General features: G+C 62.8%; 22 protein-coding genes and 1 pseudogene. 5 read left to right on the top strand and 18 right to left on the bottom strand.

The window, feature by feature from the left end; translation table 11 throughout:
* Positions 1 to 3: 3 nt before the first annotated feature.
* The gene (locus RY1_RS00640) at positions 4 to 1,059 is read right to left on the bottom strand and encodes a phosphotransferase (protein ID WP_072802202.1); all 1,056 of its coding nucleotides are present in this window, start codon (positions 1,057 to 1,059) and stop codon (positions 4 to 6) included.
* 288 nt (positions 1,060 to 1,347) lie between these two features.
* Here RY1_RS00640 and RY1_RS00635 point away from each other — a divergent pair, with 288 nt between their 5' ends.
* Positions 1,348 to 2,478: a TIGR03857 family LLM class F420-dependent oxidoreductase gene (locus tag RY1_RS00635; protein ID WP_084727157.1), complete on the top strand. Its 1,131-nt coding sequence runs from the start codon at positions 1,348 to 1,350 to the stop codon at positions 2,476 to 2,478.
* Between the two features lie 66 nt (positions 2,479 to 2,544).
* On the opposite strand, the gene RY1_RS00630 is transcribed toward RY1_RS00635, so the two are convergent.
* The 6 genes from RY1_RS00630 to RY1_RS00605 form a co-directional block, all read right to left on the bottom strand.
* Positions 2,545 to 3,114: an NADPH-dependent FMN reductase gene (locus RY1_RS00630; protein ID WP_072801598.1), complete on the bottom strand. Its 570-nt coding sequence runs from the start codon at positions 3,112 to 3,114 to the stop codon at positions 2,545 to 2,547.
* Between the two features lie 72 nt (positions 3,115 to 3,186).
* Entirely contained in the window at positions 3,187 to 4,479 is a 1,293-nt protein-coding gene (locus tag RY1_RS00625) for an MFS transporter (RefSeq protein WP_084727054.1), read from the bottom strand.
* Positions 4,480 to 4,509: 30 nt separating this feature from the next.
* A complete protein-coding gene (locus tag RY1_RS00620) occupies positions 4,510 to 5,688 on the bottom strand; it encodes a flavin reductase (protein WP_139279686.1) in 1,179 nt (392 codons plus the stop codon).
* The gene (locus tag RY1_RS00615; RefSeq protein ID WP_072801596.1) at positions 5,685 to 6,674 is read right to left on the bottom strand and encodes a dipeptidase; all 990 of its coding nucleotides are present in this window, start codon (positions 6,672 to 6,674) and stop codon (positions 5,685 to 5,687) included. Before RY1_RS00615 ends, RY1_RS00620 begins: the two co-directional genes overlap by 4 nt.
* Positions 6,671 to 7,864 (bottom strand): LLM class flavin-dependent oxidoreductase, encoded by a 1,194-nt coding sequence (locus RY1_RS00610; protein WP_072801595.1) that lies wholly within the window; start codon positions 7,862 to 7,864, stop codon positions 6,671 to 6,673. Before RY1_RS00610 ends, RY1_RS00615 begins: the two co-directional genes overlap by 4 nt.
* Positions 7,861 to 8,700, bottom strand: a complete 840-nt coding sequence (locus RY1_RS00605; protein WP_169914530.1) for an alpha/beta fold hydrolase — start codon at positions 8,698 to 8,700, stop codon at positions 7,861 to 7,863. Before RY1_RS00605 ends, RY1_RS00610 begins: the two co-directional genes overlap by 4 nt.
* 398 nt (positions 8,701 to 9,098) lie before the next feature.
* Here RY1_RS00605 and RY1_RS00600 point away from each other — a divergent pair, with 398 nt between their 5' ends.
* The gene (locus RY1_RS00600; RefSeq protein ID WP_072801593.1) at positions 9,099 to 10,580 is read left to right on the top strand and encodes a PucR family transcriptional regulator; all 1,482 of its coding nucleotides are present in this window, start codon (positions 9,099 to 9,101) and stop codon (positions 10,578 to 10,580) included.
* Positions 10,581 to 10,608: 28 nt separating this feature from the next.
* On the opposite strand, the gene pxpA is transcribed toward RY1_RS00600, so the two are convergent.
* Together pxpA and RY1_RS00590 are read right to left on the bottom strand one after the other, a co-directional pair.
* Positions 10,609 to 11,334 (bottom strand): 5-oxoprolinase subunit PxpA, encoded by a 726-nt coding sequence (pxpA, locus tag RY1_RS00595; RefSeq protein WP_072801592.1) that lies wholly within the window; start codon positions 11,332 to 11,334, stop codon positions 10,609 to 10,611.
* Positions 11,334 to 12,818, bottom strand: coding sequence for an amidase (locus RY1_RS00590; RefSeq protein ID WP_245819444.1), 1,485 nt, complete (start codon positions 12,816 to 12,818; stop codon positions 11,334 to 11,336). Before RY1_RS00590 ends, pxpA begins: the two co-directional genes overlap by 1 nt.
* Before the next feature lie 145 nt (positions 12,819 to 12,963).
* Between RY1_RS00590 and RY1_RS00585 the strand changes: the two genes are divergently transcribed.
* Positions 12,964 to 13,743, top strand: coding sequence for a FadR/GntR family transcriptional regulator (locus RY1_RS00585; protein WP_072801590.1), 780 nt, complete (start codon positions 12,964 to 12,966; stop codon positions 13,741 to 13,743).
* Between the two features lie 3 nt (positions 13,744 to 13,746).
* Here the strand turns inward: RY1_RS00585 and RY1_RS00580 are convergent.
* Both RY1_RS00580 and RY1_RS00575 read right to left on the bottom strand, forming a co-directional pair.
* Positions 13,747 to 15,012 (bottom strand): annotated as a pseudogene (locus RY1_RS00580) (DUF3500 domain-containing protein).
* Between the two features lie 93 nt (positions 15,013 to 15,105).
* Positions 15,106 to 16,248: a helix-turn-helix transcriptional regulator gene (locus RY1_RS00575; RefSeq protein WP_072802200.1), complete on the bottom strand. Its 1,143-nt coding sequence runs from the start codon at positions 16,246 to 16,248 to the stop codon at positions 15,106 to 15,108.
* A 211-nt stretch (positions 16,249 to 16,459) separates the two neighbouring features.
* Between RY1_RS00575 and RY1_RS00570 the strand changes: the two genes are divergently transcribed.
* The gene (locus tag RY1_RS00570; protein WP_072801589.1) at positions 16,460 to 17,266 is read left to right on the top strand and encodes an MBL fold metallo-hydrolase; all 807 of its coding nucleotides are present in this window, start codon (positions 16,460 to 16,462) and stop codon (positions 17,264 to 17,266) included.
* On the opposite strand, the gene RY1_RS00565 is transcribed toward RY1_RS00570, so the two are convergent.
* On the bottom strand, positions 17,256 to 17,861 hold the full coding sequence (locus RY1_RS00565; protein ID WP_072802199.1) for a DUF4232 domain-containing protein: 606 nt from the start codon (positions 17,859 to 17,861) through the stop codon (positions 17,256 to 17,258). The two genes, RY1_RS00570 and RY1_RS00565, sit on opposite strands and share 11 nt — an antisense overlap.
* A 197-nt stretch (positions 17,862 to 18,058) precedes the next feature.
* On the opposite strand from RY1_RS00565, the gene RY1_RS00560 reads away from it, so the two are divergent.
* The gene (locus RY1_RS00560) at positions 18,059 to 18,490 is read left to right on the top strand and encodes a VOC family protein (RefSeq protein WP_072802198.1); all 432 of its coding nucleotides are present in this window, start codon (positions 18,059 to 18,061) and stop codon (positions 18,488 to 18,490) included.
* A 55-nt stretch (positions 18,491 to 18,545) separates the two neighbouring features.
* On the opposite strand, the gene pcaDC is transcribed toward RY1_RS00560, so the two are convergent.
* From pcaDC to RY1_RS00530, 6 genes are read right to left on the bottom strand one after another with little or no spacing between them, the layout of a single operon-like run.
* Positions 18,546 to 19,709 carry a bifunctional 3-oxoadipate enol-lactonase/4-carboxymuconolactone decarboxylase PcaDC gene (gene pcaDC, locus RY1_RS00555; protein ID WP_072801588.1) on the bottom strand — a complete coding sequence of 388 codons (1,164 nt, stop codon included), beginning with the start codon at positions 19,707 to 19,709 and terminating at the stop codon, positions 18,546 to 18,548.
* Positions 19,706 to 21,037: a lyase family protein gene (locus RY1_RS00550; protein ID WP_072801587.1), complete on the bottom strand. Its 1,332-nt coding sequence runs from the start codon at positions 21,035 to 21,037 to the stop codon at positions 19,706 to 19,708. The genes pcaDC and RY1_RS00550 overlap by 4 nt, the downstream gene beginning before the upstream one ends.
* 16 nt (positions 21,038 to 21,053) lie before the next feature.
* Complete coding sequence (gene pcaG / locus RY1_RS00545) at positions 21,054 to 21,842, bottom strand: protocatechuate 3,4-dioxygenase subunit alpha (RefSeq protein ID WP_084727051.1); 789 nt, start codon at positions 21,840 to 21,842, stop codon at positions 21,054 to 21,056.
* Positions 21,835 to 22,557 carry a protocatechuate 3,4-dioxygenase subunit beta gene (gene pcaH, locus RY1_RS00540; RefSeq protein WP_072801585.1) on the bottom strand — a complete coding sequence of 241 codons (723 nt, stop codon included), beginning with the start codon at positions 22,555 to 22,557 and terminating at the stop codon, positions 21,835 to 21,837. Before pcaH ends, pcaG begins: the two co-directional genes overlap by 8 nt.
* A 45-nt stretch (positions 22,558 to 22,602) precedes the next feature.
* Complete coding sequence (locus RY1_RS00535) at positions 22,603 to 23,778, bottom strand: 4-hydroxybenzoate 3-monooxygenase (protein WP_072801584.1); 1,176 nt, start codon at positions 23,776 to 23,778, stop codon at positions 22,603 to 22,605.
* 60 nt (positions 23,779 to 23,838) lie between these two features.
* Complete coding sequence (locus tag RY1_RS00530) at positions 23,839 to 24,591, bottom strand: IclR family transcriptional regulator (protein ID WP_072801583.1); 753 nt, start codon at positions 24,589 to 24,591, stop codon at positions 23,839 to 23,841.
* Positions 24,592 to 24,680 lie beyond the last annotated feature (89 nt).

Raw genomic sequence — 24,680 nt, 5'->3', positions numbered from 1 at the left:
TACCTACGCTCGAACAGCGCTCAGCTCGGAGAGCGCATCGAGGTCGAGAATGTGCTGACCGGCTCGGCGAATCATCGAAGCGAAAACCTGATCGCCTCGGGCGGTTTGCTTGACGGACATTGCCGCCCCGACCCCGACGAAGTACCCCTGGAACGAGAACCTCACGTAGTCCCGCCAGCAATCGTCCAAGGAGTAGTCGAGCACGCCGAGCGCACGAAGCCCGTCGTGATAGCGCGCTACCAGTTCCCGTTCATGAGCTCGCCGTAGCTCTGTGGTCAATGCGCCGCTGATGAAGAACGAAAGATCGAGTACACCTGGACCGCGTTGCACGGTCTGCCAGTCGAGCACTGCGACGGGCACCGATCCAGCGTTGGCGCCGAAAAGTAGGTTGTCGGGGCGAAAGTCACCGTGCTGCAGTGTCCACGGCGCCCGCCGCTGAAGCTCGAGATAGCCTGCCGCGTTCTGATAGAAGACGTCGCCCACCTTCAGCAGTTCCTCGTCGATCTCGCCGTCGAAGCGTGCCCGAACTCGGTCCATCACCTTGGGCCAGTACGCCAACTCGGCTGCGCCGAAGCTGCGAACCGTGGGGAGCCAAGGCAATTCTTTCAGCTGGGGCGCACCCCATACCGGCGCGTGCAACTTGACGGCTTCATCGACTACGAGCTCGGCCTCGGCAATGGTGCAACCCACGAGCTGATCCCCGATGGTGCAGGGCGAGAGATCCTCGAGCAACAATGCGAACTCTGTTGCATCGTCGGTGATCTCCGCATGGAAGCAACGAGGAGAGCGCACCTTGACCGACTCCATCAGATCCTGATAAAAGCGAACTTCCCGTAGGTAGTTCTGCTCGCTCCGACCGGTCGAGGAGCTGGATTCGTCACGTGACGTGATTTTCAGGACCAACGAGTCCGCGCGGACACCATCTCGATCGAACGAGATTCGATATGTATCAGCAACCTGCCCAGCACCAACCCCTTCATAGCTGAGGTTCGAAACGCTGCCGGACTCGAGATCGAGGCTGCGCTCGAGCCACTGGGTGTCGACATCTGTGATTCTCATGTACTGATACTCGATTCGTGGTGGTGAGACTCCCCGCCGACCGAACCGGTCGCCGTTGCATCCCGACAGACTCGAGTAGCATTCGGCCACGTTGACTGGCCATACCAGTCACCACTTCGGACCCTTGCCACCGGAGATGTGATCATTGTCGCTTCTAGAGTATCATCGTAATCTATACAACCGAACACCCTGGAACCCATCGAGGCCGGCATTGGATGCGCTGCGCACCGCCGCAACGTCATTGCCGGTCGTGCCGTCGAAATGAATGAGCTCGCAAAGGATTTGAACATGGAGCAGTTGTCTCTACCCGAGATCGGTTTCTACGCTCTGGCCGGCGGCGCTACCGAACCCAGAGACCTGATCGAGGAGGCCCGTGTCGCCGAGGCTCTCGGAATCGGGAGCGCATTCGTTTCGGAACGCCTGAATTTGAAGGAAGCTGCAACCATCAGCGGGGCACTCGGGGCCGTATCGACGACACTCGGAATCGCCACCGGGGTCACCAATCAAAACTTCCGTGCCCCCACCGTCACCGCAGCGCACGCGACCACGATGCAAGCGCTGACACATGGGCGCTACACACTCGGAATCGGACGAGGGATCGTCTCCAGTCTGCGTGGACTCGGACTGGAGCCTCCGACCACTGCACAACTCGAAGATTTCGCAGGCGTTGCACGGCGCGTACTCGACGGTGAACCGGTCCTCGATCACGACGGTCCAGCGGGAACCTGGCCCAGGCTGCTCATCCAGCCCAAGCCCAAATGGAAGACCCCCCTGCTGATCACGGCCTTCGGGCCTCAGACGCTGAAGCTCGCCGCACGGGCTTTCGACGCGATCGTGCTCCATACGTTCTTCAGCGACGAAACGACGGCCAAGTGCGTCAAGACCGTACGCGACGAGTGCGAGAGGATCGGTCGTGACCCTTCGGAGGTTCGGATCTGGTCGTGTTACGCCACGGTGCTCAGCGATCTGCCCGAGGACGCCGTGTTGATGAAGACGGTCGGTCGCCTGTCCGGATACCTGCAGGGGTACGGCGATCTCATGGTCAAGACCAACGGGTGGGACCCGAGTGTTCTCGAACGATTCAGAGCCGACGACACGGTTCGCTCCATTCGCGGTGCGATCGACACGATTGCCACCCCTGACCAACTGCGGCACATTCAGACTTTGATTCCTGCCGAGTGGCTGAGTGCGGCCGCAGTGGGCACGGCGCAGACATGCGCCGAACTCGTGGATCGCCAGTTCGATCTCGGGGTCGACGGCGTCATCATGCACGGAAGCAGTCCCACCGAACTGAGTCCGATCATCGCTGCGTACAAGGAATTACGACGTCCGGAGCTGCACCACGGCCTGTCCAACAACCCCGGTGCAACGCGTAGCAAGCAGGCCTCGCCGTTGGAGAGTTCGACGTCGACCGTCTGACGAGAAGTCCGCGTGAGCGGAATTCCGCGCAGGCGACGCTCGTCGCCTGCGCGGAACACTTCGGTGTCAAGCCTGCTGCAATTGTCTCCGTTGCGCGAAGGTCTTCAGCTGGTCTGCCATCATCGACATCGATTCCAGGACAGCAGCATCGACGACCTGGCCCCCTTCGAACAGAGACTTGTCAGAGGTGTTGAGTGCGATGCCGAGAGGTGTGGGCCAGCCGCGAAGGGCATGCGTGATCTGCCGAAGGGTGGACAGCGTGTTGACGGCGCCCTGCCATCCGAATGCGGTCGCGACACACCCGACAGCCAACCCGTCGAAATAGACTCTCTCGTCCGTTCGCAGTGCTTCCGTGTAGTCGAGAGCGTTTTTCACCAACCCGGAGATGGATCCGTGATATCCCGGTGATCCGATCACGATGGCGTCGGCTCGTCGAAACGCAGCGACCAACTTCGCCGCCGCTGGATCCAGTTCTCTGCCTGGTTCGTACGGCGCCAACACCAGATCGGGTCCCGCGAACATCTCTGTCTGGCAGCCGGAATCGGACGCATGCGCCAGAACCCCACGTACAACCAGCTCGGTGGAGGATCCGAGACGCGTCGATCCGCCGATTCCGAGAACGTATGGTGTGGCCATCTTTCTTCTCCTCATGGGTATGCGTGCGGGCGCAGCTTGACTACAGCGCAGCTTGACTACAGCGCAGCTTGACTACAGCGCAGCTTTGTGTGTTTCCTTCATCGGGACGACGATCACCAAGCACAACACTGCCGCGACGACGCCAAGGAAGGCCGGCGCAAAATCGATTCCCGTCGACGAGATGAGAAGCGTCGCCAGGAGAGGCGCGGTACCGCCGAACAGTGTGTTCGAGAAATTCCACCCGATGGACATGGCGGAGAACCGCACGTTCGTCGGGAACATCTCGGCAAGGGTCGCGGGCATGACACCCGCGACGGCAGCCAGAAGCACAGCAATGACGATCTGTCCTCCGTACACGGCCGGGAGCGAGCCGGTTGCCAGCAATGCGATCAGCGGCACCGATCCCACCATGAATCCGATCGCCGCTGTCATCAGCACCGGGCGACGACCGACGCGGTCGGACAGCCGTCCGAAGAACGGAATGCACAGAACGAACACACCGAGACAGACCAGATTCGACAGCTGCGCATGGAATGTCGCCACGCCGACGACTTTCCGCAGAAATGTCGGAACGTAGGTCAGGAACATGTAGTACCCGATCACGAGCAGACTGATCAGGAACACCGACCTGACCGTCGCGAGCAACGATGTCGCAGCCAGCACCTTGAGCGGATTCGGGCGATCCACGCCCGTCGTGTTACCTCGATCGAATTCTGGGGACTCGGGTACGCCGATGCGGATGTACAGAGCAACGAGTCCGGTGACGGCGCCGAGAAGGAACGGCAAGCGCCATGCCCAAGATTCGATCTGGGCGTCGGTGAAGGCCAGCGAGAGCGCGATGCTCACCAGACTTGCCAGCAGGAATCCGGCACCGGAACTGACCTGCTGGAAGCTACCGAGAAGTCCTCGTTTGTCCTTCGGAGCATGTTCTACGATGAATGTCGCCGATCCGGCAGTCTCACCCGCAGTCGACATTCCCTGGCCGATTCTGATGAGTGTCAAGAGCAGCGGCGCGGCCACACCGATATCGCGGTAGGTCGGCAACAGTCCGATCAGAACCGTACACACCGCCATCAGGACGATCGACCAGATCAGTACGCTTCGCCTGCCGTACTTGTCACCGAAGTACCCGAACACCACAGCGCCGACCGGACGAGCAAGAAATCCGACTGCGAAGACACCGAAAGTGAGCATCAGTCCACTGGTCGATCCCGACTCGGGAAAGAACAGCTTGGCCATCGTCACTGCAGAGAACGCGTAGATCACGCTGTCGTACTGCTCGAGGACATTGCCGATTGCGCCGGCAGCCGTAGCACGTGTGGAGTTCGTCGACTTCGAATTGGAGATGCGAGCATCAGTGGTCATGTGCTTGTCGCTTCTATGGGGAGGAATGGATCAGGTGGTATTCATCTGGGCTGCTGCGCGGGTGAGAATGGCCTTCAGCGCAGGCAGATCCGAGACAGTGATGTCCTGTGCGAGCGAGTGCACAGCCAATTGAACGAGTGGTTCGGACCCGACTCCCGGCACCGGGACACAGATCATCCGTACCGATGCGGAGTCGATGAGATCCTCGTCCGGCGGATCGTAGAAGTAACCGAGTGATGCTATGCCGGAACGTAATTGGCGGTCCAACGTCGGCGTGACCGGTCCGCGGGTATACGCCTCGATCAACCGATCCACCGCGGAGTGCGTCGGCCCCGACAGCGCTATGGACCATCCTCTGGCACTCGCCCGCGCAACGCGCGCCAGCATTTCTTCGCGCTCGATGTTCGACGGTGGTTCGGCAAGCTCGTCGAACCATGCCTCGCGATTCCGATCGTCCGCGCCGGCCAGGAACAACGTGCCGTACGGAGGAACGAAGGGAAAGCGCCTGCCGACCACGGTCGTCGCCACCGCGCCGCGAGGAGCTGCACTGGCGATGATGCTCATCGAACTGCCGGTGCGGGCCATTGCGATCACTTCGATGCCGGCTTCGTCGGCAGCAGCCTCCATGATCTTCGCGCCCCGCCCGGCGAGTGCGATGTGCTCGCTCAGACCTGGCGAACTCGGCAGAATCGACACCCGCGGATCGAATCCGCCACGGCCGCCTCGGAAGAAGAGCAGAGGCAGACCGGTAGCGTTGGTCTCGACTTCGAGCACTCGGCACACCAGGAGTTTCCGGTTTCCGGTGTCGTGGACCTGGATTGCGCGGCAGTCGATCCATCCGGAACTTCCGGAAATGATCGGGGATCCGGATACCGAAGGCACCCAATCGATGTCCGCGAGATTGTCCGAGTTCTCCGTCCGAAATACCCGAGACGCCTCGTCGTGACCGGTGCCGATGATATTGACACAGAATCGATCGTTGTCCGTGAGTCGAAGGTAGCCCGCCGCCGTTGGATCGAGTTGTATCCCGATCAGCGGAGGATCCGTCGACAGCACTGCGAGAACCGGGCTGACGACACCGATCGGCCGGTCCAGCGCATCACGACTGGTTACTACCGCGACACCGGTCGGGTAGTGTGCCATCACCTCCTCGAACCGGTGACCGTCGACCTCGGGTATTCGATCCTCGGCCTTATCGACCGAGGTCACTGCGTCCACACAGTTCCGTACAGCCGGACCCAATTCTCCCCCATGATCTTTCGTACCTCATGATCGGCGTAACCACGCTCACGCAACCCGTGGGCGACGGCCGGCATGTCGCTGGCCGTGTCCAGTCCACTGATCGCCGGATCCGGACGCGGCACCGCCGGTGGATCGCCTGGGATCTTCCCGTGCAGTCGGCGCAGGTAGTGCCAGTACTCCATGTCGTGGCCCTCACAGAAGTCACTTGCGATGCCCACGTGATCGATTCCCGCGAGCTCGACCAAGTTCTCGATGGCGTCGAGGAAATCCTCGATGGTCGAGTCGAACTCACGCGGCAGGAACCGAGGAAATGCGTTCGCACCGATGACACCGCCGTTGTCGACCAACGCGCGAATCAGATCGTCCGGCTTGTTACGCGCACCCTCCTTGAACGACCTTCTGTTCGAATGCGTCACTGCTACAGGCGATGTGGAGAGCTCGATCGCTTCCATCGAGCTACGGTCACCGACATGCGACAGGTCGATCAGCATGCCGAGTTCGTTGAGTTTGCGAACCGTACCCACACCGAACTTACTGAGCCCGTCGTCGGCCCTCTCGTAGCATCCGTTGGCCACGAGATTGCGCAGATTGTAGGCGAGCTGCACGATACGGACACCGACCTCGGCAAAGATTTCGAGCCGTTCGTAGTCGTTCTCGATCGGTGCCAGATTCTGCCACCCCAGGATGATGCCGGCTCGGCCGGACCTCTGCGCCTCGGCGATATCCTCGACCGTCCGAATCTGGACGATCTCATCACTTCTCTGCCGAAATCTCTTGAGCCATTTCGACACCTCGTCGGCGGAGTCCTCGAAGCCCTCCCAGATCGCCACCGTCGCGTTGGTAACAGTGACACCGCCCTTTCGCAGGTTGGTGAAGATATCCGGGTCGTCCCAGTTACTGGGGTTGCATCCGTCTACGACGACATCGGGCAGATCGACTGCTGCGGAGCTCACGCGCCGACCCCAGCCGCTACCGGCACGGAGCCGAAGTGCGGCAACACGTCGCGGCCGATGCGCTCGACCTGCTCTCGGTTCTCACGATGCGACGCGGGAATGTGCAGGTTGATCAGGACGTGCTCGAGTCCGGGCAGTTCGTCCTGCAACGTGCCGACGCGGTCCACGAACTGTTCGGCAGTCCCGGCGAACCAGGCGCCGGACTCCAGGACCTCGTCGAACGACATGATTCGCGCGTTGCCCGGCACGGTGTCGCCGTTGCTCTCGTGCAGTGCGATGAGTTCCTTGCTGAACGGGTTCACACCGAGCGGCGCTCCGAACTTGCTGTACTCGTCGTAGATCGGCCGGAGCGCTTCTCGCGCTTGCTCTTCGGTGTCCGCGAGGTAGCAGCGGAATCCCACCGCGAGGTTCTCCCCCAGTTCCAAGTCACGTCCGACTTTGCGGTTGGCCTCCTGGTAGATCGTGGCGAACTTACCTGCGAACGGCGTCGGCATGCCGGCGATCATTCCCTTGATTCCGTTGCGGGCCATGAATTCGACGCCGCGCGGATTGCCGCTGGTGGTGGGCTGCCAGATGTCCACCGGGTGATTCGGGCGTGGGACCAACGTCAGCTCCTCGACCGGGCGGAAACGGTGGGTTGCACCGGCAGGGGGAAGATCGTAGAAGCGGCCGTGATGGCTCCACGACTCCTCGGCGAAGGCCTTGACGAGAATCTCGACCTGCTCCTCGAACAGCGCTCGACGATCGTCGTCCACGAGTCCCACGGTCTGCGGGTTCATTCCGACCAGTTCGCGTTCGTGGTATCCGCGGCCGACCCCGAAGATGAGGCGCCCGTTCGTGAGCTTGTCGACGACCGCGTAGTCCTCGGCAAGACGGATGGGATGCCAGGTCGGGAGTACGTTGAAGCCGCATCCGAACTTGATGTCCTTCGTGTGCTGAGCAAGCCACAGACTGAGCAACGGAATATTCGGGATGCACTCGAAACCCTCGTGCTGGTAGTGGTGCTCTGCCATCCAGAAGGTCGAGAAGCCGAGACGCTCGCTGAGCTGGGCCAGAGTCAACGCCTCGTCGAAGGCCGACATCAAACGTTCTGGTGGGTACCGACGGTCGAACGGCATGGGCCCGTCGAACCCGATGTTGTCTCCGTCGATGACGCTACCTACGTAGAGAACTCCGAAATTCTTGATCATGATTCATCGCCTTTCGATTCACGCGTGTCTGCTGATCCGCGCAGCAGGAAGTTCACCAGGGCCGCCGAGAAGGCGTCCGGTTGTTCGATGTGGGGGAAATGTCCGGCTTCTGGAATCTCGAGGAAAGCTGCACCGGGGATGTCGGCAGTAAGTCGCATCATCGATTCGACAGGCGTTCGAGTGTCCTCGGACGCTCCCAGCACGAGAGTCGGTACTGCCAGCTCGGACAAACGAGCCTGCAGCCTGCAGCCGTAGAGCACGTCCATCAGTTCGAAGAATGCGGTGGCTCCGAGTTTTTCGAAGGCACCGATCAGCTCGGCTCGTCGGCTCGGACTCGGCTCGGAGTGCAACATCCCGTCCACGACCGTTGCGGCCAGCCCGGACATCCCGCCCTCGTCGAAGAGCGATGTCATTCCCTCCATTCGCGCGTCGGCCACGTCGACCGGAAGCTCGGCGAACGTATCCGCGAGCACCAACGACCGCACGCGTTCAGGGAAGTTCAGCGCTAGAGCAAGTGCTTCGGTGCCGCCGAGCGACAGACCGCAGATGTCGGCCTGACCGATATCCAACCCGTCCATCACTGCGACGACATCTGCTACCAACTCGTCGAACGCAGCCACCGGAACGAACGGCGACTCTCCATGGCCCCGTCGATCCACTGCAACGACCTGCCGCCCCGACTGCGCCGCGGCCACGATCTGAGGAAGCCAGTCGGCACCGCTCAGCCCAAGACCGTTGAGTAGCAGCAGGGCAGGATTGCCAGGATGGCCGGCAACCACCATTGCCGTTCGCCCCACCCACACACGTTCGACGTTGACCGTCCTTGAATCAGTCACTGCACACTTCCGTCCTCGTTGTTCGAACTCGATGTCGACTAGGACTCGACTTCGAGCTGTCAACACCTGGAAGAAGCTATGCCGGTGAACAACGCGGCCACAATCGACACTCTGTCGATAGGGAATCCAGCATCTGCACACCATGGCAGCGAGTTCGTCCCGATATCGAGCTGACCAGGGTGGACTGGAGACTTGCTGACTGTCGATGACACGTGGTGAAACGCAGTCTTAACACGACGGACATGGTCCTTCGCAGAACGCGGACCTGGGTGAACGTCCTTACACGCCGTCCGCGCACACGGTCGAACCCAATTCCAAGCGCGACCGAGTCGCGTCCACAGTGACGCTGTGTCACTATCGAGAAAGTCTCTTCGCCATAGTGAACAGGAAGTTGTCCTTTGGAGTTCGTCAGCCTTCGTGTCCTGCTGGAACGGGGCGATCTGGACCTCGACCTCGTCTCGAAGGATTCGGACCTCTCGGTTCCGGTCCGCTGGATCGCCTTCACCGAGCTACTCGATCCAACGCCGTACTTGAACGGGGGCGAGTTCGTTCTGACGTCGGGAAAGGCAATCCCGGTTCACGACACAGCAGAGACGAACCTCTACGTCGACCGGCTCGTCACTGCCGGAGCCGTCGCGCTGGGTCTCGGAGTGGACCGCGTGCACGAGGAGGTCCCTCCCTCGATAATCGAGGCGGGCAACCGTGTGCATCTGCCGGTCATTTCGATCCCTCGCTCCACATCGTTCGCCACCGTGGGGCGTGCGGTCACGGAAATGGTGGCCGCAGCCGAGCGCACTGCCGTCCAGCTCCCCTACGACGCGCAGCGTCGCCTGCTCGCCTGCGCGCGCAGATCCAACGGCATCACGGCGGTGATCGACGAGCTGGCCGCACTCCTGAAAGGTTCGGCCGCGCTCATCGACCCGTCCGGAAATATCGTTCACTCCACCACCTCGGTGGATCAGCGATTCATCACTGCGGCGCGAGAGGAGATCGAGGCGCTGCGCCCCAAAGGACTCGCCGCGTCCGCCACCCTCGATGTCGACGGCTTGAACGTGGCTCTGCATCCGGTGGGTATCAACGGTGCACCGCGGTCGTACCTCGCCACGGGATGGCCGGAAACGACACGAATATTGTCGCGGACGGTCGTTCCCACCGCGCTCACACTCACCACACTCCTTGCCGAACAGGAGAACATCGCCCGTTCGATTTCCACCAAGGTGCACGACCATGTCGCCAGACTCGTCCTGCAGTCGCGAACCGGTGCTGCCGCCGCGGTGGCCGACGTCGCCGATCTGCTCACCGGATCGCCGTTGGCACGCAGAACGATTCGAGTAGTGCTGGCGAAAAGCGAGGGGCTCGGCCGAGCACCTCTGGAGGATCTCGACCTCACCCAGTGCTACAGCACGTCGACGGAGTCGGAAGTCATTGTGCTGCTGCCGGTCTCCGCCAATTACGATCGGGTGTCCGATGCGTTGGCAGCAGCAGGGGCCGCCGTCGGAATCAGTCGCGAAGTCGCATTCGACGATGCCTCGACTGGCGTGGAACAGGCGCGGCGTGCCGCAGGGCCGCTCGGACGAGTTCGAACGTACGACGAACTCATGCGCAAGGACGTCAGCACGCTGGTGGACCGCGACCTACTTCGCGCGTGGTCCCGCGAGCTTCTCGCCCCCTTGACCGAAGGTGGCACCGAGCTGGAGGAAACGTTACGCGCGTACCTCGCCAATCACGGATTGGCGCAACCCACGGCGGCGCAGCTGGGTACACACCGTCACACGGTGCGCTCGCGAATCACCAAGATCGAGTCGCTTCTCGGTTTGAGTCTGAGCTCGCCGAACGACCGGTCCAATGTTCACATAGCACTCAACAACGTCCACGGGTGACGACCGGAGGCACACCGCGGTGCGTGCGTCATTCCACGGCGATCTCGGCGCGTACGTCTCGCACTATTCGAGCCGAGTCCACAGCAGTGCGCGAGTCCGAGTGAATACAGATGCTGTCGAATTCCACCGACAACATTCCCCCGTCGACAGTGTCGATCGTGCCCGACGTCAACGCACTGCGTACCCGCGCTTCGATCTGCGACGGCGACACGGGTTCCTTTCGCTGTCCGATCGCCAAGGTGCCGTCCGCGCGATAGTCGATATCGACGTACAACTCACGTACGAACGGGACTTCGCGTTCTGCTGCAGCGCGCTCGTGCGCTGAACCTGCCATGCCCAGAACAGGAACCTGGTACAGCTCGGCAACCTCGCACAGCGCCCGTGCCCCTTCCAGGTCGGTCGCCAACATTCCGTACAGAGCCCCGTGCGGTTTGATGTGGTTGAGGCTGCCTCCCAGTGAGGCGAGGAACCCGGTGAGTGCACCCACCTGATACAGAATCAGATCTCGAATCTCGCGGGGGCTCAATACCATTGCCCGACGTCCGAATCCGATGGGATCAGGCAGACCGGGGTGCGCGCCCGTAGGAATCCCTGCCGAGACAGCAGCATCGACGGTGTTCCACATCACTCCCGGATCCCCGGCGTGGTATCCGCACGCGATGTTGGCGATGTCGATCAGTTCGAGGAGTTCGTCGTCGTGCCCGAACGAGTGAATTCCGTACGATTCTCCGAGGTCGGAGTTGAGGGTGATCATCACTGCAGCGATGCGGGCCGACGAGCGGCGACGACCGACTCGACCCCGTGCGCCAACCCGAGCAACGTCGATTCGGAGTGCGGGATGCCCATCAGCTCCAGGCCGACAGGAAGCCCACCCGGAGTGAAACCGGCAGGCACCGTCACCGCCGGAAACAGCAGTTGCGAAGCGATGACGGTGTTGGTCGGGAAGGTCAAACACGTCCACCGGTCCGACATCACATCGGTGTGCCGAGGTGCTGCGATCTGCACATCGGGGAAGCAGATCGCGTCGAGTCGGTGCTCGACCATGAGTGCGATGACCTGCTGTTGGAATCTTTCCTGCGCCTGCAGTCGGCCGAGGTACTCCGGGTCGCCTTCCGGCGACGCCGGACTGTCCACGATTGCCTCGAACAGGTCGAGCTTGTGGTGGTACCGCTTGCTCTCGTGGATCTCCTCGATCGAGTTGGCCTCGAGACCGTGGCGTGTTGCGAGGAAATCGTTCATGTCCTTGTGTGCCCGTGACGTGTACACCGATGTGTACGACACCGTGTCCCACAATCCATCGATGTCCACATCGACGAATGTCGCACCGCGACTCGCCATCTCCGTCAGCGCGGATTCGACGACGTCGTTGACCTCTTTGCATTCCGGATCCGAGTTGTCGCCGAATGCCGCGCGCAGGACTCCGATACGGCTGTCCCCGAGTGCAATCGAGTCGAGCGAGTCGACGTACTTGCCGCCGAACCCTCCGACCACGAACGACGCGGTATAGGGGTCGGCAGGATCGAAACCGACGAGAACGTCGAGCACACGTGCCGCATCCTCGACCGTTCTGGTCATCGGCCCTGCTGTGTCCTGAGTCTTGACCAATGACGACATTCCGGTGCGACTGATCAGGCCTGGAGTCACCCGCACCCCGACAAGATTGCAGAAGGAAGCGGGAAGCCTGATCGAGCCACCGGTGTCCTCACCGATGCCGACGAGCGCCAGATCCGCAGCCACGGCGGCGGCGGTGCCGCTGCTGGACCCACCCGGGTCACGATCGAGCGCGTACGGGTTCTTGGTCACGCCGGTCAACGACGACGTCGAGAACCAGGATGTCGCGAAATCCGGCATCGTCGTCTTACCGAGCACGATCGCCCCGGCCGCAATCAATCGAGCCAGCGCGGTGGCATCGGCATCGGGCACGTTGTTCGCGCCCACCTCGCTTCCGAACGTCGTCCGCAGTCCCGCCGTCTCGATCTGATCCTTCACGACGATCGGCACACCGTGGAGGGATCCGACCAGCTGTCCCGATGTGCGTAACTCGACGTCCAATTCGTCGGCACGCTCGAGGAGACCGTCGGCGACGGTGATCACGGAATTGAGGTGCGGACCGGATCGATCGACCGCCTCGATGCGATCCAAGTAGTACTGCACAACTTCGCGGACGGTGAGCGATCCGTCCTGGTACGCGCTGTGGGCGGCAGCAACGGTCAACTCGGCGAGATCGGTGATCGGCATGGACATCCTTCGTCAGTGCGGCTGAGTGCTGATCGCGAACATCTGACTATTCGAGAAAGTCTGCTGTTCAGCGTCAATGTTTGACATTGAACATTAAGACCTGTGTCCCTGCAACTCGGGTCCGTGAGCTGGTAGAAATGTCCTCATGGAGAATCCGAGGCCCCGCTTCGAACCAGCGGTACTGACCCGACGAGACGCCTCGGGTCAGATCGCGAGTCAGATCAGGCGGGGCATCGTCGACGGTGTGTGGCTGCCGGGTGAACGGCTACCCACGGAAATGGAACTGGCCGAGGCGTTCGACGTGGCACGCCCGACGGCCCGCGAAGCAGTGAAGTTGCTCGGTGCGACCGGAATGGTCGCCTCCACTCGCGGCGCCGGCGGCGGCACGTACGTCACCAGCCCGCACACCGACTTGGTGCGCGACCAATTGAGCGACTCGATGCGGCTGTGGTATCGATCCGGTGACGTGTCGGTCCGTGAGGTCGACGAAGCCCGGCGCATACTCGAGCTTCAATGCATCGAACTCGCAGCCGAGCGTCGAACGACCCTTGATCTACACGCGATTCGGACGCCCGTCGAGCTCTCCCGGGATCCCGCACTGACGTGGGGTGAATTTCTCGATCTCGACATCGACTTCCACACGGCCATCACCCGAGCTGCACGGAATCGGATCCTCGAACTCGCCATGACCTCGATCCATCTCTCCCGGCCTGCCACGAACACCGTCTTCCTCGAACACCTCGAGCGAGAGCGTGTCATCGACCAGCACTCCGATATATACGACGCCATAGCATCGGGCGACGTGACGGCCGCGCTGCGTGCGTTCACAACTCACGTGGACTATCTGGACGCCGTGCGGGATCGGGCTTTCGCCGCAGTCGATCTCGGTGACGTACCGGTGAATGTGCTCGGCCTCGAGCCGTGACGGTCAGGCAGGCGGCTGCATTCCGCCGGGACCGCCGCTACCCCCTGCTCCGCCACCGAACCCTGCGGCCTCCTGCTGCTCCACGCTGTTCGCGTAGTCGTTCGTCGGGTCACGGTAGATCGTGTGGATATGGCCCCACCCTGCCGTGACATATCCGGGGACGTCGGTGCCGGTCGAGGACTGCTGGTTCGCGAGCTCGATGTACACGTCGGGACCGGATATCTGGAAGTAGATGCCACTCCCCTGCGTCATGTCGTACGTCGTCGCGCCGGACCAGTTCACATATGTCTCGTCCAGTGTCGCTTCGATCGCGTCCAGCGCCGCGGACGTCGTCTCTGCGTCCGACATACCCGCCCACTTCGCAATCAGCTCCAGGAGAAGCTGCTTCTGCTCGTCGTTCAGATCTGACCCGGCGATGCCCGTTCCGGTGGGAAAATCACAGCTACCACCGGGCGCACAGACCAGGTCTCCGACGGCCTCACCCTGGTACAACGTGGTTCTCTGATCGTCGGTCAGGCTGTCGTAGAAGGCGAAAGCAGCCTGTTAGATCCCGTCGAACGGCTGAACCTCGTTGCCGTCGACGTCGGTGTACACCGCGGGCTGCGCGCCCAGATGTGTCGGGGCGAAGGTGATCGAATCGTCGGTCCCGCTCAACGTTGCATTGATACCGAGGTGATGTCCGCCGAATTGGACCTCCCATGCGCTGGTGTCCGACGGGTCACCGAAAAACGCAATGTAGTACTGCCCCAGCGCAATTTGTTCGGTGTTCGCGGCGTTCTCGCGCAAGAATTCGTCACCTCCCATGATGCCGGTGACGCGGGAGTATGCTTCGTCGCTCAGCAGCCCTTCGAGCACGGCCAGTGCCGCGGTCTTCTGCTCCTCGCTCAGGTCGGCCAAGTTCAGTCCAGCGCGATCGACGATGGTCACGGGGAAATTCGACCAGGAGGTCGTCTTGGTCTCGTCGTCGTAGCCGTACACCACTTGTTCACGCTGCTCGTCCGACAGAGTCTGCAGGAAAGCCTCGGCAGCAGCATCGGTGTCGGCGATGGTCTGGGCTGTGGTCGTCGAATCCGTGCCGGCACCGGAGTCGGAGTCGGAGTCGGATGAAGATTGTGAGGTCGCCGTTGCGGTCGACGTCGTAGAAGGTTGGCCGGCAGAGTCAGCCGAGCATCCGCTGAGCAGAAGACTTCCGACCAGAGCCAGGGAAGTCAGGCCGACACGTGCCCGATTGGATACGCGTGCTTTTCTTTTCAGAGGAGAGATCGTCATGTTCGCAAGAGTAGGAAGACAACCTGTACCTCCCCTGCAAGAACCCTGGGCAGTTCCTGGGAGGATTCCGCGGTCCTCGGACCGTGCGTTCGGCTACCGACCTACGTCTCCAGGGAAATCCGTCGGCCATGGACCGCCCCGGACCGGCCGGTCGGCAACCGTTCGTTTTTCGTTGTCGCGCAACCGTGGTTCGCAATGACGAAAGAACACAGTGCTGACCAGGTCGCGTCGGCTGCGAACACCTGTCTTGGCGAAGATGCTGTCGAGATGTTTCTGGACGGTGTATGCAGATACCGACAGTGCTGCCGAGATCTGCGACGTCGACGAACCCTGCAACACCATCGCGGTGACCTCCTTCTCGCGCTCGGTCAACCCGTACGCCGACATCAACAGGGGGTAGAGCCTGCTGGGGTGTGCAGGTTCGATGATGACGGCGACCCGTCGACGTCGTGTCGACGACAGGCACGCGCCATGTAACGCCAACCACGCACCCGACCTGGACAGCACTCGTGACAGCGCTATCTCACCGGGCTGATGACACTCCACCGAATGCAGCACTCGCGCAGCGAGAGCGATCACGGAGACAGGTAGCTCCCCGCTCGCCCAATCTCCGCCGGGAAGGTCCGCCATCCACCGGTCGACTCCCGGGGTAGCGGATTCGATGTTCCACTCGTCGTCGAGAACGAGCAGACCCGGTGAATCGGCATACTCCGGCTCCGTTGCCTGCCCGTACAGCAGCGCACGTCGCGCACCGCCTGCGAGAACCGGTGAAATCTCGTGGAGAAACGCTTTCTCCTTGTCGGTGAACAGTTGCGCGCCCTCCTCCCGGTACAGCGTCAGCGCTCCCCAGGTCTCACCGGATCGGGTGCACAGCCGGGTGATCAACTCCTGATCGCCGCCGAGTGTGCGGTTGCGCTGCCAACGCGGGCTGCGCGATGGATCACCGTCGGCCGCCTCATGAAGCGTGGAAAGGCCCGTGCGCGAACGAATCACAGCGGGCACCGACTGGACATCGTCCTCGCAGTACTCCGCGGCCAGCCATGCACTGGGGAACTCGTCCATGCCGAAGTGATAGTGACTGGTCATCAACAACGACGCCGGGTCGACCGTGAACCAACACGGCGTTCGGTAGTACGGGACCACCTCCGCCAGAACTGCCGACGCATCCTGCCACAACGCGACGACGCCGCGCGGTGCGGCGCACATTCGCGCGATCTTGTCGGCCGCGCACTGCACGGAATCCGTGCTCACCGATCAATCCTAGAAGCCCGGATCGGCCCCGTAAATACCAGAAATCTGCAATGGCATCTCGCCCCTTCCGCGCCTAGCGTCGAGAAGACGTCCACGATCGATACCGCGATCGTCGCTCGGATATCCACCTCACATCGGTGTCCGATCGCGCCGCTGCCGCTCGGTCGCCGATTCGGATGACCCAGGAGAATTTCCCATGCGCATCAACCGAACAAGCCCCGATATCGCGGTCCTCAGCGATGAACTCGAAGTGCCCGGTATCGGACACCTCCCGGTGAACGCCTATGTGCTGCTCGCCGCCGAACCCGTGGTCGTCGACACCGGACTGAGCCTGCCCGGCCGAGGCTTCATGGATGCACTCGAATCCGTAGTCGACCCGATCGACGTCGAATGGGTGTGGCTGACCCACCCGGACCGCGATCACACCGGCTCACTGTTCGAACTGCTGGACCGAGCGCCGCGCGCACGGCTGATCACTACCTTCGCGGCAGTCGGCATCCTGTCGTGCGAACGACAGGTCCCGTTGGACCGTGTGTATCTACTCAACCCGGGGCAATCCCTCGACGTCGGCGACCGTCGGCTGACGGCTTTTCGGCCGCCGCTGTTCGACAATCCCAGCACAGTCGGTTGTTTCGACGACCGCAGCAGTTCCTATTTCTCCTCCGACTGCTTCGGGGCTCCGATGGATACTGCCGAGCTCGCTACCTCCGATGACATCGGCTACTGCGGGTCCGCCTCGGTGCGTTCCGCCCAACATCTGTGGGCCACGGTGGACAGCCCATGGGTACACACCGTCGATCAGAGCAAATTTCTGACAACCGTCTCGGCTCTGCGTGCTCTCGAACCGCAGCGCATCCTCAGCACCCACCTCCCGCCTGCGGAGGGCCGCACCGAGGAGTATCTCGACATGCTCGCGTGTGCCCCGCACGCCGACCCCTTCGTCGGCCCCGACCAGGCCGCACTCGAACAGATGTTGACGGGTTTCGAGCCTGTCAGTCCGTGACCGGCTGCACGGCCAGTTGAGTGATCGAGCTGTCGTTCGTTCCGCACCCGGTCGTGGGGTAGGGAAGGTAGATTGCATCGGTTGTATTGGGCGAGTACACAGTCAAGCCGGACACCGCTGTTGGCTGGCATTGATCGGCCGGATAGTTGGCTACCACCGACGCTTTCACGGTGGCCGTCGCCGAAGTTCCGGGCGCCAGCTCGACCGGCGACATCGCGGTTCCGGTTCGCACGGCAGCCTGCCCCACCTGCGCACCACCTGGACTCGCTACATACGAGACGCCGGGATACCCGTCCAACGTGCAACTCGTGTTGCCCACGTTCGAGAACTGGATGGGTATCTCCGTCGAGCCCGCTGCCCCGCTTGGCGCTCCCAACGTCACCGACAGCTCTGCCGCAAGACAGTTCGATTCGCTCACGGCGGAAGACGGCGCACCGTGGCCGGTCGAGGTGCTCACGCCACTCGTCGGTCCTGCAGCAGTGGATGTAGTAGGCGCGGAAGCAGCAGTCGTGGTACCAGCAGAGGCTGACGGTGTCTCCGGCTGCGTCGCGACAGTGACCTCGTCCGATGCGCACGCGGCAATGGCTGCGATCATTCCGAAAGCCAGCGCGGCCCCGAAGATTCTGGTTCGTTTCACAATAAAAGAAGTTACCCCGATCACCCGTATTCAGGAGCCACAAGGCGGCCGAGTGCGCGCGGCGCCGTGCGACCGATGAGTTTCGGTCCCACTCGATGTCTACACGGTGTGCACCACTGTGAAGCCGATGCCGTACCCAACAGAGAGTGACCACCATGCCTGCAAAGATTTCCGTCAGTTTCCCGTCCGCCGACCTCGAGCGCAGTAAGAACTTCTACACCGCGATCGGCGCGACCATCGATCCGCTGTTCACCAGCGACGCTGTCGCGTGCCTGGTCTGGGACGACGACCTCCAGTTCATGCTGCTCGCACGCGAATTCTTCGCCACGTTCACCGACAAGCCGATCGCCGACCCCGCCAAGAGCGCACAGGTTCAGATCGCTTTGGCACTGGACTCGAGAGAGGCCGTCGACGCCGTTGTCCACGCAGGTCTGCACGCCGGTGGTTCCGAACCTCGGCCCGCCCAGGATCACGGATTCATGTACGACCGCGACCTCGAAGATCCGGACGGAAACAATCTGGCCTTCGTACACATGGCACTCCCTGCCGCCGAGCACTCCCAGGAAGAGACCATCGCTGCGTCGTAAGGCCGTCGGCTTCCTCCGCGTTGCACCATTTCGAGTGTCGCACAACAGTTTCAGATCATGTCGTGCGACCCTCGGCCAGCGCCGAATCGGCCATGGCGAATGCAGCGTTGCTGTTCGGAACTCCGGCGTAGACGGCGGTGTGAAGGAACACCTCGGCCAGCTCGTCGGGGTCGAGGCCTGCACGCAGAGCAGCCCGGATGTGCATGTCCAGCTCGTGCTGATTGCCCACCGCGGTCAGGATCGCCAAGGTGAGCAGTCTTCTCGTACGGTGGTCCAAGCCGTCCCTAGTCCAGATGTCACCCCACGCGGTGCGAGTGATGAAGTCCTGGAACGGCGCGGTGAAGTCACTGGTCCGCTCGATGCTGCGGTCCACGTGCGCATCACCGAGCACTTCTCGGCGCACCCTCATTCCCGCCGCGTACGCGGCGCGTCTGCCGCCGTCGTACGCACCTCCGCAGATGTGTTGGACGATCAACCGCGTCACCTCACCCGCCTGCTCCACGTTCGCCAGATGGGCAGCTGTCTCCACCACATGGAAACTCGATCCAACGATGCCGTCCGCGAGGGTGCGCATCTCCGACGGCGGCGTCGACGGATCCTGTGCACCCGCGATCACTATCGTCGGCGCCGCGATGCGACCGAGGTCGGCTGTGCCGTCCCAGCCGGCCAGCGCGTCGCAACAGGCAGCATAGCCCTCGTCCGACGTCGAGGCGATCATCGTCCGATACTGCTGCGCCAGTTCGGGATCGCGCGACAGAAGTTCGGGAGTGAACCACCGCGCCAGCACGGTGTCGGCGAGCGATTCGGTCCCGTCGCCGCGTACGGCAGCAGCCCGCTCTTGCCATGACTGCGCTGCCCCGAACCTCGCCGACGTACACAGCAACGTCAGACTCACCACCCGCGCTGGGCGATGCACCGCTATCCACTGGGCGATGGCCCCACCGAGGGACAGTCCCACCAGATGCACGCGGCGCCGATCCAACGAATCGAGAACGGCCAGAACATCGTCGGCCAGTTCGCTGATCGAATACGGCCCCGGTACCACCGGTGATTTTCCGTGCCCTCGGACGTCGAGGGCGATCACATCGGCTGTGTCGGCCAGGGCCCCGATCTGCGAATCCCACATCGACCGATCCGAGCCGAGCGAGCCGATGAGAACTACCGTCGGCGCTCCGCCCGCCGGTCCGGCAACGAGTTCATAGGACAATTCGACGGTCATGATTCTCTTTCGCTTCGAGCGTGGACATCGGCGAGCACCCGGTCGACGATATCGCCGGAATGCCCCAGATAGGCTGCGGGGTCGAGTAGTTCGCGAACCTGACCCGGCTCTAGATGTTCGATGATCGCTGGGTCCTCGTCGAGGCTGCGCCCCGACGCGCACGCGGCCGTGACGATCTCACGCGCCTCGCCGGAGTGCGGTGCCAGAGCTATGGTGACACGTTCGGCCAGCAGAAAACCATGCATGGAATCGAGATTGCGTTCCATTGCATCGGTGTGCACGAGCAATCCGGTCAGACTGGCCACCAGTCGGTTGGTTCCCCCTTCGACCAGACGAGCCGCATCGGCCAGGGATTCCCATTCGGCATGCCACGCTCCTGCAGCCCTTTGATGTTCGTGCTCCATCGATGAGAGCACCGTCGCAACCAACCCTGGCACTCGCCGCATCGCGGCCCGCGCGGTCACCGCCGCAACAGGATTGCGCTTGTGCGGCATCGAAGAGGAGCCACCGGACACCGATTCCTCCACCTCCCCCACCTCTGTCGAGGCGAGCAAGGTGAGGTCGAGGGCAGGTTTGGCGACGGCACCGGCCACCACCCCGAAAGCGCAGGCGATCTCGGCGATCCGAGTGCGATCGGTGTGCCACGGAATACCTTGGCGGGCAAGACCCAACTCGTCGGCGAGAGCATCGGCGATCGCCACACCGTGAGGGTATGTCGCCGCCGATGTTCCAGCGGCGCCGCCGAACTGGACAGCGATCACATCTCTCAGTCGGTCCAGGCCGGCGTCGGCTCGCAGCAACCCGGACGTCCATCCCGCTGCAACCGCACCGAACGTCGTCGGCAATGCTTGCTGCCCCAGCGTGCGTCCCGCCATCGGGGTGTCGCGGTAGTCTCGCGCGTGTTGTGCACCGGCGTCGACTGCAGCTCGCACCGAGGTTCGAATCCGCCTGACGGCGCCGCGCATCTGCAGCATCAGTGCAGTGTCGAGGATGTCCTGGCTCGTCGCCCCCGGATGCACCGCCGATCGCGGAACACCGTGCGGTGCAACCGCGTCACGCAACAGCGTCACCAGCGGGATCACCGGGTTGCCACCCGACGCGGCGGCAAGCCCCAACGACACGATATCGACGCCGCCGCTGCGACCGAGTTCGGCGGCAACGTCCGTCACTATTGTGGCGTGAACCGGGTCGACGACGCCGCAACGCGACGCCGCACGGCTCAGCGCCGACTCGACGTCGAGCAACGCGCTCACCCACGCCTGATCCGACATCAGCGCATCGTCGCCCCCACCGCCGAAGATCGGATCGAACAAGGCGCCGCGGGTCATAGCTCTCCTTCGCGCATCACAGTTCGAAGAACGGTGTCTCGTCACCGTTGGGGTCACTGTCCTGGAGGACCACATCGAGGTGGTAACCAGAGGTGGTGCGGTGAGCAATCAGTTTGGCACGCTCCTTGCCGTTCAGTGAGGACAACACCGGATCGGCAGCGTTCGCATCCTCCTCATCAGGGAAGTAGATCCGTGTGACCAGGCGCTCCAGCATGCCGCGAGCGAAAATGCCGAGGTCGATGTGGGGCGCTTCGACGAGATCGTCCTCGGCGGGCAGGGCCCCGGGTTTGACGGTATGTACCACCGCGGTTCCCGACGCGTCGGCCACGGCCCTGCCGAATCCACGTAATCCTTCCGGGACGGCGACGGCGGGACCACGCGGATCGTCAGGATGCTCGAACCGGCCTACCGCGTCGGCCTGCCAGGTTTCGATCATCGCATCGGTGACCGGGGTTCTGTTGCCGTCGACGATGGTGACGGTCACGTCGATGACGCCGTCGCTCCCCGCCGGGACGACGTCGGGGCCATCGGCCCATGGCAGCCCGATATGCAGGTATGGTCCGACCGTCTGCGACGGTGTCTGCCCGAACGGTGCCGTGGTGAAATCGCTCCCCACCGAAACCGGGTACCGCGGCGCGAAGACAGGGGCAAGCGAAGCGCCGGGAGAATTGACAGGGGCAAGCGAAGCGCCGGGAGAATTGACAGGGGCAAGCGAAGCGCCGGGAGAATTGACAGGGGCAAGCGGAGCGCCGGGGGAATTGACAGGGGCAAGTGGAGCGCCGGGGGAATTGGTGCCGTCAGTCATCGTGGTCTTCGCCTTCGAACGGTGTTGCGTTTCGGCCGCGCAGAACGATGTCGAATCGGAATCCGAGAGCCCAGTTGTCTTGTGTCGCTGCATAGTCGAAGGTGCTGACCATTCGCGCTCTGGAATCTTCGGGCGCGGAATTGTAGATCGGATCCTGGAAGAACATCGGATCGTCCGGGAAATACATCTGTGTGACCAGGCGCTGAGTGAATGCCCTACCGAACAGTGAGAAGTGAATGTGCGCTGGACGCCATGCGTTGTGGTGGTTGCCCCAGGGATAGGCGCCGGGCTTGATCGTGGTGAAGCTGTAGTTGCCGTGTGTGTCGGTCAGCACGCGTCCGACGCCGTCGAAATGGGGGTCGAGCGGGGCGGGCCAATTGTCGCCCGCATGCCGGTACCGGCCGCCCGCGTTGGCCTGCCAGACCTCCACGAGGGTATTCGGCACTGCGCGGCCGTCACTGTCGAGAACCCGCCCGTGCACGATGATGCGCTGTCCCTGGGCCTCACCACCGTTCACCACGGTCAGATCCGCGTCGGCCGCGGACACCCGGCCCTCCCCGAGCACCGGTCCGGTGATCTCCGTGAGGCGTTGCGGCAAGAGCAGCAACGGCTGCTTCGGATGACGCAGCGTCGTGGTGCGGTAGTCTCCGAAATCACGTGGCGCGTTGACACCCGTCTGGTCGCGGTAGGTAGGTGTGCGGAGGATGTGAACCATGTCTGCGATCCTTGATCTATCGAAAGGCGTTGTCCGGCAGCGTGCTCAGAATCCGATGGGCAATCCTGCGTAGTTCTCGGCCAATCCGGTCGCGCCTGCTTCGCTGCCGGCGACCCAACGCAGTTGCGAGAGCTGAAGTTGCGCGTCGAACGGGTCGTCGCTGGTGTGGAGCATCGTGGTCATCCACCACGAGAAGTGCGTGCATCTCCACACGCGGCGGAGCGCGTCATCGCTGTAGGAATCGGCCAAGGAGCCGTCGTTCTTGCGTAACAGTGCCGTCAGAGCCGGCGCCAGGGTCGCCACGTCTGCCACTGCAAGGTTGAGTCCTTTGGCACCTGTCGGTGGAACGATGTGCGCGGCGTCGCCTGCGAGAAACAGCCGACCGTGACGCATCGGTGTCTGCACGTAGCTGCGCATGGGCAAGACGCTCTTGTCGGTGATGGGGCCGGGCTGGAGTGTCCACCCGTTCTGACCGTGACCGAGCCGCGTCGAGAGTGCATCCCAGATCCGGTCGTCGGACCAGGTGTTCACGTCGGTGCCGTTCGGCACCTGAAGGTACAACCTGCTGACCGTGGCCGATCGCATGGAGTGCATCGCGAAACCGTCCGAGTGCCAGGCGTAGATGAGCTCGTCCGTCGAGGGTGCGACGTCGGCGAGTACGCCGAGCCACGAGTACGGATACGTCCGCTCCCAGGTCTGCCGGACTCGGTCCGGCACGGCCGCGCGAGATGGGCCGAAGGACCCGTCGCATCCGGCGATCACTGCGGCGTCGATTCGTACGTGCCGGCCCGAAGAGTCGACGAAACTCACGTAGGGAGATTCGGTGTCGACCTCGTGCACGGCGGTGTCGGTCACCTCGTAGAAGATCTGCTGACCTGCAGCTTCTCGTGCCGCCGCCAGGTCTTTGGTGACCTCGGTCTGGCCGTACACCCATACGCTGCGATCGACCAGCTCGGTGAAGTCGATGTGGTGCCGCTCCTCCGGCCACTGCAGATAGATTCCGCGGTGCTGCTGACCCTCGGCGCGTAACCGCGTACCGAGCCCTATGTCGTCGAGGAGCTGAACGGTGGAGTGTTCGAGGATCCCTGCTCGAATCCGAGACAGGACGTAGTCCTGGCTTCGCGTCTCGATGACCACCGAATCGATTCCCTGCTCGGCGAGCAGATGTGACAGCAGTAGTCCGGCCGGGCCGGCGCCGATGATGGCGACCTCAGTGCGCATGAGGAGCAGTACACACCGTGATTGGGGCCACCACCACGCAGTTCTTTCACTCAGTGAAAGTCAGCTGCGAAAACTTCGGCCGATGCCCTGCGATGCAACATGGAGGGCTGCACCCAATCTCGCCCGGTCTCGACCCAAACTGGGAACGACGATCCCGAGCGCCGCGATCACGGTGCCCGTCGTCGACCGCACAGGTACCGCCACCGAGCAGGCGCCGAGCGACATTTCTTCCACCGTCTGAGCGAAACCCTCGCGGTGAACCCTGCGCAATTCGCTGCCCAACTTGCCTGCATGAGTGATCGTGTACGGGGTGACCCTCGTCAACGATCCGAAGACTCGGTCTCGGACGTCCGCGGGAGCGAATGCGAGCAGCACCTTACCGACGCCCGTCGCGTGCAACGGCAGACGGGAGCCGACGCGACTGACCACCGGCACCGATGCGTGCCCGGCAAGGCGATCGAGGTACAGCACTTGATCCCCGTCGCGGATCGCCAGGTGGACCGTCGCGAGCGTGGCCCCGTAGAGGTCGTGCAGAAAAGGCGACGCGACCTCGCGCAGGTCGGACTGGTCCGGGGCCAGCATGCCCAGCTCCCACAATCGTCGACCGACGACGTACTCGCCGGTGCCGGCTCGCACCAACGCACCCCACGCGGACAGCTCGGCAACGAGCCGATGTGCCGTGGGAACGGCGAGTCCCGCCCGTCGTGCGATGTCGGTCAACGTCATCGAGCGATGGCTCTCGTCGAACACCGCCAGCACCGCGAGCAGCCGCGACGAGACCGACTGCCCTGGCACCGAGGTGTTTCCCGCCATTCACACACTCCACCACACCCAGGCACGATCGACGCCTACGCGATGCGCGCACGTGAGAATGTCATCGCCGACCGCCTACGCGCGAAGGG

Origin of the sequence: Rhodococcus yunnanensis NBRC 103083 (genome assembly GCF_001895005.1) — a bacterium.
Taxonomy (GTDB): Bacteria; Actinomycetota; Actinomycetes; order Mycobacteriales; family Mycobacteriaceae; genus Rhodococcoides; species Rhodococcoides yunnanense.
The sequence above is the reverse complement of the archived record's forward strand: the minus strand, read 5'-3'. Positions and strand labels throughout refer to the sequence as shown.

Coding starts and splice junctions, on each gene's coding strand:
- RY1_RS00640 (WP_072802202.1), bottom strand. CDS start 1,059: ATGAGAATCACAGATGTCGACACCCAGTGGCTCGAGCGCAGCCTCGAT.
- RY1_RS00635 (WP_084727157.1), top strand. CDS start 1,348: ATGGAGCAGTTGTCTCTACCCGAGATCGGTTTCTACGCTCTGGCCGGC.
- RY1_RS00630 (WP_072801598.1), bottom strand. CDS start 3,114: ATGGCCACACCATACGTTCTCGGAATCGGCGGATCGACGCGTCTCGGA.
- RY1_RS00625 (WP_084727054.1), bottom strand. CDS start 4,479: ATGACCACTGATGCTCGCATCTCCAATTCGAAGTCGACGAACTCCACA.
- RY1_RS00610 (WP_072801595.1), bottom strand. CDS start 7,864: ATGATCAAGAATTTCGGAGTTCTCTACGTAGGTAGCGTCATCGACGGA.
- pxpA (WP_072801592.1), bottom strand. CDS start 11,334: ATGATCACCCTCAACTCCGACCTCGGAGAATCGTACGGAATTCACTCG.
- RY1_RS00590 (WP_245819444.1), bottom strand. CDS start 12,818: ATGCCGATCACCGATCTCGCCGAGTTGACCGTTGCTGCCGCCCACAGC.
- RY1_RS00585 (WP_072801590.1), top strand. CDS start 12,964: ATGGAGAATCCGAGGCCCCGCTTCGAACCAGCGGTACTGACCCGACGA.
- RY1_RS00570 (WP_072801589.1), top strand. CDS start 16,460: ATGCGCATCAACCGAACAAGCCCCGATATCGCGGTCCTCAGCGATGAA.
- RY1_RS00565 (WP_072802199.1), bottom strand. CDS start 17,861: ATGATCGCAGCCATTGCCGCGTGCGCATCGGACGAGGTCACTGTCGCG.
- RY1_RS00560 (WP_072802198.1), top strand. CDS start 18,059: ATGCCTGCAAAGATTTCCGTCAGTTTCCCGTCCGCCGACCTCGAGCGC.
- pcaDC (WP_072801588.1), bottom strand. CDS start 19,709: ATGACCGTCGAATTGTCCTATGAACTCGTTGCCGGACCGGCGGGCGGA.
- RY1_RS00550 (WP_072801587.1), bottom strand. CDS start 21,037: ATGACCCGCGGCGCCTTGTTCGATCCGATCTTCGGCGGTGGGGGCGAC.
- pcaG (WP_084727051.1), bottom strand. CDS start 21,842: ATGACTGACGGCACCAATTCCCCCGGCGCTCCACTTGCCCCTGTCAAT.
- pcaH (WP_072801585.1), bottom strand. CDS start 22,557: ATGGTTCACATCCTCCGCACACCTACCTACCGCGACCAGACGGGTGTC.
- RY1_RS00535 (WP_072801584.1), bottom strand. CDS start 23,778: ATGCGCACTGAGGTCGCCATCATCGGCGCCGGCCCGGCCGGACTACTG.
- RY1_RS00530 (WP_072801583.1), bottom strand. CDS start 24,591: ATGGCGGGAAACACCTCGGTGCCAGGGCAGTCGGTCTCGTCGCGGCTG.